The following is a 10,040-nucleotide window of genomic DNA, read 5'->3' as shown; positions in this document are numbered from 1 at the left end:
GGCCCCGTTGCAGGTGGTGACGCCGTTCAACGTGCCGTCGCGACTGGGCGGGTCGGCGGAGGGCCGGCCGGCTCCGCCTGCGGCAGGGGCTCCCGGGCAGCCGGCATCCCGGTCGTCCCGTCGGGGCGGATGAAGGTCATCGGCAAACCGGCCGCGAACCACGGCCACGGATGGTCCTGCAGCTGGACATGCACGTGCGGTTCGGTCGAGTTGCCGGTGTTGCCCACCTCCGCTATTCGCTGGCCGGCCAGGACGCGGTCACCTGTGCGCACCCGCGCACTGTGCCGACGCAGGTGCGCGACGACCGCATAGGTGTCCGGGGCGATGCGGATGACGACGCGGTTGCCCAGGACGAAGCGGGAGCCTCCGAGCTCGCGGATCGCGCCGAGCAGCATGAACACCGCCAGCCCGCCCGGGCCGAACCAGGCCCGGGCGTCGGGTTGCCAGTCGGAGACGGCGACCACCTCACCGTCGGCGACTGCGACCACCGGCTCGCCGAACCCGCTGAACGTCTCCGGCCTCGGGTGCCAGGATCGCCAACGCCGTTCGCCGGGCGAGCGCCCTGCGTCGGCGCCGGAGGTGGGCACGTGCACGAGGTCGACCGCGTGACTCTGCCCGTAGGCGACGACCCCGTGGCTGGGGACATGGTCGGCCGGGCTGTGCAGCGCGAGCCAGTGCCCCCGGACGGGAGGCAGCACGGGGTGTGCCCTGCCGCGGCGCGGAACCAGCCGCGCATACAGCGCGAACCCCACGAGCACGGTGCCGACGCCCAGCCAGAACGGCGGGTGCCAGCCGAGCGTGAGGACGTGGCCGAGGCGGGGCGAGAGGGTGAGCACGGCGCCGGCCAGCAACAGCGGCAGTCGCAGTCGGGCGCAGGCGGTGGCCAGGATGTTCATGGGACCTCCCTCGAGACGGGATCGGGCGGGGCAGCCCGAGGTGCACAGTGTCAAGTGCGCTTGACACAGTCAAGGGTGCTTGACATCTGTCGTCTGTGTCAAGCACCCTTCACACATGCAGAACCGGGTGCGGGAGCTGAGGCAGAGCCTCGGTCTGTCCCAGGCGGCCCTGGGCGAGCACCTGGACGTGTCGCGCCAGACCGTCATCGCGATCGAGACCGGGCGCTACGACCCGTCGCTCAAGCTCGCTCTGCGCATCGCGCGGCAGTTCGACCTGACGGTGGAGGAGATCTTCGATGACCAACAGTGAACAGCGTCGTCGCGGCTACCGAGGCGTGATGGCGGTGTGCCTGGTGGGCGGGCTCGCCTACCTGGCCGTGGGGGTCGTCACCGGCCAGGTGTGGTTCGGCGTCTTCGGACTGGCCATCATGCTCACGTATGCCGGGTGGCTGACCTGGCGACGCGGCCGCACCGAGGAGGAGACCATCCTCGCCGGCGAGGGCGTCGACGAGCGACAGCAGGCGATCAACGCCCGGGCGACCGTGGCGATGGGCAACCTCATGCTGCTGGCCGTGCTCGCCGGCTTCTTCATCTCGCTGTTCCTCCAGTGGGACAGCGGGGTCTGGGTGTTCGGCGGCCTCGCGGCGTTCGGCGGGGTGTCCTACGCTGCCGCCCTCGCCTTCTACCTGCGCCGCTCCTGACCTGCCCTCATCCAGCCCAGTCTGCTTCCCGACGAGCTGCGACGGTGGGCGCCGGGATGGTGCACCGGCGACCGACCTTGTCCGACCCGTGACCTGCGATGCCAGGACCGTGGGAGCCGCGACTCGGCATACTGGCGCGGTGGGCAAGCGGATCGTGGTGGCGCTCGGGGGCAACGCGCTGCTGCGCCGGGGACAGGTCCCCGACGCCGATGCCCAGCTGGACAACATCGTGCGCGCAGTCAACGCCCTGGTGCCCTTGGCCCGCGACCACGACCTGGTCATCACCCACGGCAACGGACCGCAGGTCGGGGTGCTGGCGATGGAGAGCGCGGCCGACCATCGGCTCACCGCGCCCTACCCGTTCGATGCGCTCGGCGCGCTCACCCAGGGGCTGATCGGCTACTGGTTGTTGCAGTCGTTGGAGAACGCGTTGCCGGGCCGGCCGATCGCGAGCATCATCAACCAGACCCTGGTCCGCAGGGACGACCCCGCGTTCGACGATCCCACCAAGTTCGTGGGGGAGGTGTATGACGAGCTTGAGGCCAAGCAGCTGGCGGACCGCCTCGGGTGGCAGGTCCGGCCCGACGGCGAGAAGTGGCGCCGGGTGGTGGCGTCGCCGCGACCGCTGGCGGTGATCGAGTCCGAGCTGGTGCGACAGCTGATGGACGCCGGCACGCTGGTGATCTGCGCGGGCGGCGGCGGGGTGCCGGTGGTGCGTGGCGAGGACGGCTGGCTGCGCGGTGTCGAGGCCGTCGTCGACAAGGACCTGACCGCGGCCCTGCTGGCGGAGTCGCTGCACGCCGACCAGTTGCTGGTGCTCACCGACGTGCCTGCGGTCATGCACGGCTTCGGCACCGACGAGCAGGCGCCGATCGCGCACGCCACCGCCGAACAGCTTCGGGCAGAAGGGTTTCCGGCCGGGTCGATGGGGCCAAAGGTCGATGCTGTCTGCCGATTCGTCGAGCACACCGGGATGACGGCGGCGATCGGCCGGCTCGAGGACGCCGTGGCGATGGCCGCCGGACATGCCGGCACCACCGTCACTCCCGAATGACGGCGTGCTGGTCGAACGGCGTGCCGATCAAGCCGCTCAGCGGGTCGCGCCGGTCACGAGCCAGCTGTCACCCCGGGCTCGCCAACCCAGCAGGAGCCCGCGAATCACCATGAAGCCCACGAAGACCCACCACAAGACGACCAGCGCGTGCGCTTCGGCCGCAACCTGATCGGCGCCGGCGAGCAGGGAGCCGGTCGACGCGTGCACCCACAGGACCAGAGGCAGGTAGAGCACGAGCATGACCACCTGCGCCACCGCGAGCCACCGGCCGTCTCCGGCCCCGATGAGGACGCCGTCGAGGACGAAGACCACGCCGGAGATCGGTTGCGACAGGGCGACCACGACCAGCGCCGCAGACAGAGCCGACTGCACAGCCCGGTCGGTGGTGAAGAGGTCTGGCACGACGGTGTGCCCGGCCAGCACGAGCAGGCCCAGGGCGAGGCCGCCCCACACTCCCCACCAGACCATGGTCCGCGTCGCCGATCGGGCCCCCGCCACGTCACCGGCGCCCAGTGCCTTGCCGGTGAGCGCCTGCCCGGCGATGGCGAGCGCGTCCAGGGCGAAGGTGAGGAAGCTCCACACCGTCATCGCGACGGTATGGGCCGCGAGCGGCACGTCGCCGAGCCCGGCCGCCACCCAGGTGGTCACCACGATCACGGCCCGCAGCGCGAGGGTCCGCACGAGTAGTGGCACACCCTCCCGTGCCGCGTGCAGCACCCGGCCCGGGTGCGGGTGCAGGGAAGCGTCGATCGCGCGTGCGTGGCTCGTGACGACGATGACCAGGCCGGTCGCCATACCGGTTTGGGCGATGACCGTGCCGAGCGCGGAACCGGCGATGCCCAAGCCCAGCCCGTAGACGAACAGCACGTTGAGCGCGATATTGGAACCGAACCCCACCACCGACGCGACCAACGGCGTCCGGGTGTCCTGCATCCCGCGCAGCACCCCGGTCACCGCGAGGACCACGAGCATGCCCGGTATGCCGATCGCGGACACCCGCAGGTAGCTCACCGCGTGCTCCAGCGCCTCGGGACTGGCGCCGAAGAGGTGGGCGATCGGGGTGGCGGTGAGCGCGACCACCACCGCCGTGACGAGGCCGAGACCCACCGCCAGCCACACCCCCGCGATGCCTGCGGTGACGGCGGTCCGCTCGGAGCCGGCGCCGATCTGGCGAGCCACGATCGAGGTGGTGCCGTAGGCCAGGAAGACGAAGATGTTGGCCGCCGTGACGAGGGCAGCCGACGCCACCCCGAGGCCCGCCAGCTGGGTGGTGCCGAGGTGGCCGATGATCGCCGAGTCGGCCAGCAGGAACATCGGTTCGGCGACGAGGGCGAGGAACGCCGGGACCGCGAGGCGCAGGATCTCGCGGTGCTGGGACTGTGGTTGCGCTCCTCGTCGCCGCTCGTCGTCGCCGCTGTCTCCTTGGTCGCGGCTCCTCGGCGGCGGGGTCGCGCCGCTCCATTCTCGCCCCTCGTCGTCGCCGCTGTGGCCCGGGGGACTGGCGCGGTCGCTCACCCGTGCAGGGTAGGCGACGGCCGGAGCCGGCCCGACGTCCCACCGCCGACGGTGGTTTCCGCCGCGAGAGAACCGACCTGCGAGGGGGTCCGGGTCGGGCGTAGCCTTGAGGTGAACACGAGTTCACTCGCGCGAGTCCGGAGAGGTGATGCATGCATGACCGTCGCTGAGGTCATCAAGCCGTTGGTGGGTTCCACGCTCGGCAGCCACGACACGATCCACGTGACCTGCTGGGACGGCAGTGAGTTCGGCCCTCCGGACGCCCCGGCACAGGTGGTGTTCAAGCGGCGCAAGGCACTGCGGCGGCTGATGTGGGCTCCCAACGAGCTCGGGTTCGCCCGTGCCTACGTGGCGGGGGACATCGAGGTCGAGGGTGACCTGCTGGAGACACTCCAGGCGCTCGACAAGTTCGCCGGGTCCGAGGAGGGCCCGAGCATCGTCGTCGACGGCGACGTCAAGCGGCAGATCGTGCGGGCGGCGGTGCGCCTCGGCGTGGTCGGGCCGCCGCCGAAGCCGCCGGCCGAGGAGTCACGGCTGCACGGCGGCCTGCACTCCAAGAAGCGCGACGCCGAGGCCATCGCCCACCACTACGACGTCGGCAACGAGTTCTACTCCATCGTGCTCGGATCCTCGATGGTCTACTCCTGCGGCTACTGGCCCGAGGGACCGAGCGTTGACTACGACCTCGCCGACGCCCAGATCGGCAAGTGTGACCTCGTCGCCCGCAAGCTCGGCCTCGAGGAGGGCATGCGGGTGCTCGACGTGGGCTGCGGCTGGGGCACGTTCGTGATCAACGCTGCCAAGAAGTATGGCGTGCAGGCCGTCGGCGTCACCCTCTCCCACGAGCAGGCCGCCTTCGCCCGGGAGCGGGTGCGGCAGGAGGGACTGCAGGACAAGGTCGAGATCCGGGTGCAGGACTACCGCGACGTCGAGGACGGACCCTACGATGCGATCGCCAGCATCGGCATGGCCGAGCACGTGGGCCTTGCCATGCTGCCGACCTACACCAAGGACCTCTATGCGCTGCTGCGACCGGGCGGGCGGCTGCTCAACCACGCGATCGCCCGCCGGCCCGGGCCGCGAACCGAGACCGCATCCAAGACGTCCTTCATCGAGCGCTACGTCTTCCCCGACGGCGAGCTCGAGCCGATCGGCGTGATGGTCGCCGCGATCCAGGAGGCCGGCTTCGAGGTGCGCGACGTGGAGTCGTTGCGCGAGCACTACGCCCTGACCCTGCGCGAGTGGGTCAAGAACCTCGAGGGCGACTGGGACCGCGCGGTCAAGCTCACCAGCGCCGGCCGGGCGCGGGTGTGGCGCCTCTACATGGCCGGGTCGGCCCTGGCGTTCGAGGACAACCGGATCGGGATCAACCAGGTGCTGGCCGTGAAGCCGCTTGCCAGGGGACGCAGTGGTATGCCGCGCAGCCGGCACTTCATGCTTGCGGACCGGGTGGGGTCCGGGCTGGCACCGGGGGCCTCGACTCGCGGGGACGCGGGGCCCGACGAGGAGCCCGTGGCGGGGATCGCCACCTCCTAACCCGCGCGTACCGGCCGGCCCGGTTCGGCCACTTCGGGCGTCCGCCTGTCCTGGCTTCTGGCTTGGCTTCCGGTCAGCCGACGGCGGCCCGAGACGCGCCGGGCCACCGGCAACTTTCTGTTGTCCACAGGCGGTGGATGACGTCGACGCACGCCACACCGTGTGCGAGCGGACCGCCCTGACCCTTGTCCACCGTGTTGTCCACAGGCCGTGCACAACCATCCACGGCGTGGTGCACACCTTGTCCACACGCCTGTCCACAGGGCCCCGAGGACGACACGCCGACGCGCGTTGGCCCGGAAGGCACCGGGGTCCTAGCGTGGGTGACTCGCCTGCGAAACGGCCGTGTCGACATACCTCGACGGTGACTGTCGGTGCGGGGTGCTGTGCTGTCCTCGAACGGTTGTTCGCGGTCTCGGTCGTGGCGTGCGGGTTGCGCTGTGAGCCGCTGGGTCCTCGGTGAAAGGGGTGCGTGTGTCGATCGCGGAGCTGGAGTCACAGACCTACGACGGACCGTCCGACCGTGACCAGGGCATGGTGCCGCCGCAGGACGTGCACGCGGAGCAGAGCGTGGTCGGCGGGATGCTGCTGTCCAAGGACGCGATCGCCGACTGCATCGAGGTGCTCAAGGGCGTCGACTTCTACCGGCCCGCGCACGAGCTGATCTTCGACGCGATCCTCGACCTCTACGGGCGGGGTGAGCCTGCCGACGCGATCACCGTCGCGGACGAGCTGACCAAGCGGGGCGACCTGTCGCGGGTCGGTGGGCAGGCCTACCTGCACCAGCTGATCTCGTCAGTGCCGACCGCGGCCAACGCCGGCTACTACGCACAGATCGTGGCCGAGCGTGCCGTGCTGCGGCGGTTGGTCGACGCCGGCACCCGGATCGTGCAGATGGGTTACGGCACCGGCGGCGGTGACGTGGAGGACATCGTCAACGCGGCGCAGGCGGAGGTCTACGCCGTCGCGGACAAGCGCGGTGGCGAGGACTACGCGATCCTCGGCGACGTCATCGAGGCGACCGTCGACGAGATCGAGCACGCGTCCGGCTCGGCGGGGGAGATGATCGGGGTGCCCACCGGGTTCACCGACCTCGACGCCCTGACCAACGGCCTGCACCCCGGTCAGATGATCGTTGTCGCGGCGAGACCGGCCGTCGGCAAGTCGACTCTGGGACTGGATGTGGCCCGGTCGGCCGCCATCAAGCACAAGATGGCGACCGTCGTCTTCAGCCTGGAGATGAGCCGGACCGAGATCACCATGCGGCTGCTGTCTGCCGAGGCGCAGATCCAGCTGCAGCACATGCGCAAGGGCACGATGCGCGACGAGGACTGGACTCGGCTGGCCCGCACCATGGGTGAGGTGTCGGACGCACCGCTGTTCATCGACGACTCGCCCAACATGTCGCTGATGGAGATCCGGGCCAAGTGCCGACGGCTCAAGCAGCGCAACAACCTCAAGCTGGTGATCATCGACTACCTGCAGCTGATGAGCTCGGGCAAGCGGGTCGAGTCCCGCCAGCAGGAGGTCTCCGAGTTCTCCCGTGCGCTCAAGCTTCTCGCCAAGGAGCTCGAAGTGCCGGTCATCGCGATCTCGCAGCTCAACCGTGGCAGTGAGCAGCGCACCGACAAGAAGCCCCAAATGAGCGACCTTCGCGAATCTGGCAGCATCGAGCAAGATGCCGACATGGTTATCCTGATTCACCGAGATTCGTTGTATGAGAAGGAGTCTCCGCGGGAGGGGGAGGCCGACCTGATCGTCGCCAAGCACCGTAATGGCCCCACCGACACGATCGTGGTGGCCTTCCAGGGGCACTACTCGCGCTTCACCAACATGGCCAGCAGCTTCTGAGCAGGGACGCTCACCCGTGGAGCCACCGGAGCGGCGTCACTACCCGGTTGCGGCCTCGATCGCGCCGAAGATGCCGGGCAGGGCGCCCGCGTCGGCCATCGTGAGGTCGGCGAGCTCGCACGGCTGGAACCATCGGAGGTCGTCGTGCTCCTCGGGTGCGACGTTGTGTGGCTCGCCATGCCAGCGCGTGACGAGGAACGCGTGCAGGTCGAGCGTGGGATCACTGAAGGGCATCGGGAAGGGCTGGGGATCGTGGACATCGACGCCGAGCTCTTCGAGACATTCCCGGACGACGGCTTCGACAGGCTGCTCGCCCGGCTCGACATGCCCGCCGACGAGGTCCCAGCAGTCGGGGTACCACTGCCGTGATGGATGGCGATGGGCCAGAAGCACGTAGCCGTCGCGCACCAAGGCAGCCACGGCGATAGGGGTGCGAGCGACCATGGCAGCAGCCTAGGCCGGGACGCCCGCTGCTACGGCAGCCTCTGGGACTACGTCCGCGCCGATCAGCGGGCCATCAAGGATCCTGCCCTCGAGGACATGCTCGCGCGGCCGGCCGTCGCCATCGACCGGATCGCCGAGGCCGCGCAGGAGTTCTGGGAGGCTGCGCTCGCGCCACACTGGCCGGGGCTGCGGCGTCACCTCGCGGTGCTGCGTGAGTGTGGGCTGGTTGACAGCATCCGCGAGGGCAACACCGTGCTGCACTCTCGGACCGTGCTCGGCGATGCGTTGACCATGCCGTCCTGAACGGCATCGATGGCGTTCGGGCGCTGGTCACCGACGCGCCGCCGGAAACGGCGCCGCCTCAGACAGCGAAGAGCTGGGCGGGATCCTGGAAGGCCTTGAACTCCATGGCGTTTCCCGACGGGTCGAGGAAGAACATGGTCCACTGCTCGCCCGGCGTGCCCTCGAACCTCACATAGGGAGCAATGACGAAGTCGGTGCCCTGCTCGGTCAGCCGATCGGCCAGGTCACGGAACCGTGCGACGTCGAGCACCAGCCCGAAGTGCGGCACGGGCACGTCATGCCCGTCGACCGGGTTGGTGCCGGCGACGGGAGCCCGGTGCCCGTCGACCTGGTGGGTGACCACCTGGTGTCCCGCCATGTTCCAGTCGGTCCACCGCTCGTCCGACCGACCTTGAGCGAAGCCCAGCACCTCGCCGTAGAAGTGGCGGGCGGCCTCGATGTCATGCACCGGGATCGCCAGGTGGAACGGGGGCAACGTGGCAGGGTCGGTCGTCATGACGGCATCGTAGTGCGCCGAGCCGCCCGGCCCTCCGGGCGCCAAGCGCCACGCGGCGCCGTCCGACGACCTTGCCGGCAGCGCGTGGTCGGAGCATGGTGGGCCCATGACGTCGTATGCCGTGCTGGGTCCCGGAGGTGTCGGTGGACTGCTCGCGGCGGTCCTGGCCCGACACGGCCACGAGGTGGTCTGCCTCGCCCGCGAGGAGACCGTGGAGCATCTGAGGGAGGACGGGATCCGCGTCCGAAGCGGGATCTTCGGTGACTTCACGGCTGCTGTCGACGCGGCCACGGTGCTGGACCGCTCCGTGGACGCCTGCTTCGTCGCGACCAAGGCCACCTCGCTGCGCGAGGCCCTGACCCGCCTGCCGCGCCCGGCCGTCGGGAACGCCCTCGTGATCCCGTTGCTCAACGGGATCGACCACGTCGCGATGCTCCGCCGGGCGTACGACCCGGGGAGCGTCGTGGCCGGCGTCATCCACGTCGAGTCGACGCGGGTGTCGCCGGGGACCATCGAGCAGGACAGCCCCTTCGCGCGCGTCTCACTGGCCAGCGACACGACACCTGCGGGCCGGATCCGTCCCGTTGCCGACGACCTGTCCGCCGCGGGATTCGAGGTGGTCACGGACGCCGACGAGACCACGATCCTCTGGTCCAAGCTGTCCTTCCTCGCCACGACCGCGCTGCTCACCACCCGCTACCGGGCGACCGTGGGCGAGGTGCGCACCGCTCACCACGACGAGCTGGTCGCCACCGCACGGCAGATCGCAGTCGTGAGCGGCGCGTCCGGTGGGCCGTCCGACGCCGACGCGATCCTCGCTCTCGTGGACGCGTTCCGGGCCGACGGCAAGTCCTCGATGCTGCGTGACCTCGAAAGCGGTCGACCGCTCGAGCTCGACGCGATCGGTGGTGCGGTGCTGCGCGCGGCCGACGCCCACGGCATACCGGCGCCGACCGTGCGATCTCTCGTCGCCGCCCTCGACGGAGGGTGACGCTGCAACACTCTGGCTCGAGCGCGACGATCGATGAGGAAGTGGAGTGTCCGGGACGCGTCATACTCTCGGCGGCATGGACATCATCCTGATCGCCGGACTGTGGCTACGCGAGTCGATCTGGGCCGACGTGGCCGCCGAGCTCGAACGCCGGGGGCACCACCCCGTCGCGGTGTCGCTCCCCGGGGCCGACGACGGCTCGACGAGCGCGACCCTGGACGACCAGGTGGCCGCCGTGGTCGCGGGCGTCGAC

11 protein-coding genes are annotated in these 10,040 nt (G+C 70.2%); 7 read left to right on the top strand and 4 right to left on the bottom strand.

The window, feature by feature from the left end; all coding sequences use genetic code 11:
* Positions 1-26: 26 nt before the first annotated feature.
* Positions 27-896, bottom strand: a complete 870-nt coding sequence (locus tag FRW57_RS11645; RefSeq protein ID WP_152186053.1) for a M23 family metallopeptidase — start codon at positions 894-896, stop codon at positions 27-29.
* 115 nt (positions 897-1,011) lie between these two features.
* On the opposite strand from FRW57_RS11645, the gene FRW57_RS11640 reads away from it, so the two are divergent.
* The 3 genes from FRW57_RS11640 (at position 1,012) to FRW57_RS11630 (ending at position 2,651) form a co-directional block, all read left to right on the top strand.
* Positions 1,012-1,206 carry a helix-turn-helix transcriptional regulator gene (locus FRW57_RS11640; RefSeq protein WP_137119620.1) on the top strand — a complete coding sequence of 65 codons (195 nt, stop codon included), beginning with the start codon at positions 1,012-1,014 and terminating at the stop codon, positions 1,204-1,206.
* Positions 1,193-1,597 (top strand): hypothetical protein, encoded by a 405-nt coding sequence (locus FRW57_RS11635; protein ID WP_152186052.1) that lies wholly within the window; start codon positions 1,193-1,195, stop codon positions 1,595-1,597. The genes FRW57_RS11640 and FRW57_RS11635 overlap by 14 nt, the downstream gene beginning before the upstream one ends.
* A 139-nt stretch (positions 1,598-1,736) precedes the next feature.
* Positions 1,737-2,651: a carbamate kinase gene (locus FRW57_RS11630; RefSeq protein ID WP_137119621.1), complete on the top strand. Its 915-nt coding sequence runs from the start codon at positions 1,737-1,739 to the stop codon at positions 2,649-2,651.
* Between the two features lie 36 nt (positions 2,652-2,687).
* On the opposite strand, the gene FRW57_RS11625 is transcribed toward FRW57_RS11630, so the two are convergent.
* Complete coding sequence (locus tag FRW57_RS11625) at positions 2,688-4,013, bottom strand: MATE family efflux transporter (RefSeq protein ID WP_238999398.1); 1,326 nt, start codon at positions 4,011-4,013, stop codon at positions 2,688-2,690.
* Positions 4,014-4,322: 309 nt separating this feature from the next.
* Between FRW57_RS11625 and FRW57_RS11620 the strand changes: the two genes are divergently transcribed.
* A complete protein-coding gene (locus FRW57_RS11620; protein ID WP_152186051.1) occupies positions 4,323-5,702 on the top strand; it encodes an SAM-dependent methyltransferase in 1,380 nt (459 codons plus the stop codon).
* Between the two features lie 474 nt (positions 5,703-6,176).
* The gene (gene dnaB, locus FRW57_RS11615) at positions 6,177-7,553 is read left to right on the top strand and encodes a replicative DNA helicase (RefSeq protein ID WP_373681271.1); all 1,377 of its coding nucleotides are present in this window, start codon (positions 6,177-6,179) and stop codon (positions 7,551-7,553) included.
* 39 nt (positions 7,554-7,592) lie between these two features.
* On the opposite strand, the gene FRW57_RS11610 is transcribed toward dnaB, so the two are convergent.
* Positions 7,593-7,997: an NUDIX domain-containing protein gene (locus FRW57_RS11610; RefSeq protein ID WP_152186050.1), complete on the bottom strand. Its 405-nt coding sequence runs from the start codon at positions 7,995-7,997 to the stop codon at positions 7,593-7,595.
* A gap of 96 nt (positions 7,998-8,093) precedes the next feature.
* On the opposite strand from FRW57_RS11610, the gene FRW57_RS11605 reads away from it, so the two are divergent.
* Positions 8,094-8,300, top strand: a complete 207-nt coding sequence (locus tag FRW57_RS11605) for a helix-turn-helix domain-containing protein (protein WP_137119625.1) — start codon at positions 8,094-8,096, stop codon at positions 8,298-8,300.
* A gap of 58 nt (positions 8,301-8,358) precedes the next feature.
* Here FRW57_RS11605 and FRW57_RS11600 read toward each other — a convergent pair whose 3' ends face one another.
* Positions 8,359-8,796, bottom strand: a complete 438-nt coding sequence (locus FRW57_RS11600) for a VOC family protein (RefSeq protein WP_152186049.1) — start codon at positions 8,794-8,796, stop codon at positions 8,359-8,361.
* A 106-nt stretch (positions 8,797-8,902) separates the two neighbouring features.
* Here FRW57_RS11600 and FRW57_RS11595 point away from each other — a divergent pair, with 106 nt between their 5' ends.
* On the top strand, positions 8,903-9,787 hold the full coding sequence (locus FRW57_RS11595) for a ketopantoate reductase family protein (RefSeq protein WP_152186048.1): 885 nt from the start codon (positions 8,903-8,905) through the stop codon (positions 9,785-9,787).
* The last annotated feature ends 253 nt before the right edge of the window (positions 9,788-10,040 follow it).

Origin of the sequence: Segeticoccus rhizosphaerae, assembly GCF_009192725.1 — a bacterium.
In the GTDB taxonomy this organism is placed as follows: domain Bacteria; phylum Actinomycetota; class Actinomycetes; order Actinomycetales; family Dermatophilaceae; genus Segeticoccus; species Segeticoccus rhizosphaerae.
The sequence above is the reverse complement of the archived record's forward strand: the minus strand, read 5'-3'. Positions and strand labels throughout refer to the sequence as shown.

What these genes read in the sequence shown, in the direction of transcription:
- FRW57_RS11645 (WP_152186053.1), bottom strand. Translation starts at nt 896, where the DNA reads ATGAACATCCTGGCCACCGCCTGCGCCCGACTGCGACTGCCGCTGTTG.
- FRW57_RS11640 (WP_137119620.1), top strand. Translation starts at nt 1,012, where the DNA reads ATGCAGAACCGGGTGCGGGAGCTGAGGCAGAGCCTCGGTCTGTCCCAG.
- FRW57_RS11635 (WP_152186052.1), top strand. Translation starts at nt 1,193, where the DNA reads ATGACCAACAGTGAACAGCGTCGTCGCGGCTACCGAGGCGTGATGGCG.
- FRW57_RS11620 (WP_152186051.1), top strand. Translation starts at nt 4,323, where the DNA reads ATGACCGTCGCTGAGGTCATCAAGCCGTTGGTGGGTTCCACGCTCGGC.
- FRW57_RS11610 (WP_152186050.1), bottom strand. Translation starts at nt 7,997, where the DNA reads ATGGTCGCTCGCACCCCTATCGCCGTGGCTGCCTTGGTGCGCGACGGC.
- FRW57_RS11605 (WP_137119625.1), top strand. Translation starts at nt 8,094, where the DNA reads ATGCTCGCGCGGCCGGCCGTCGCCATCGACCGGATCGCCGAGGCCGCG.
- FRW57_RS11600 (WP_152186049.1), bottom strand. Translation starts at nt 8,796, where the DNA reads ATGACGACCGACCCTGCCACGTTGCCCCCGTTCCACCTGGCGATCCCG.
- FRW57_RS11595 (WP_152186048.1), top strand. Translation starts at nt 8,903, where the DNA reads ATGACGTCGTATGCCGTGCTGGGTCCCGGAGGTGTCGGTGGACTGCTC.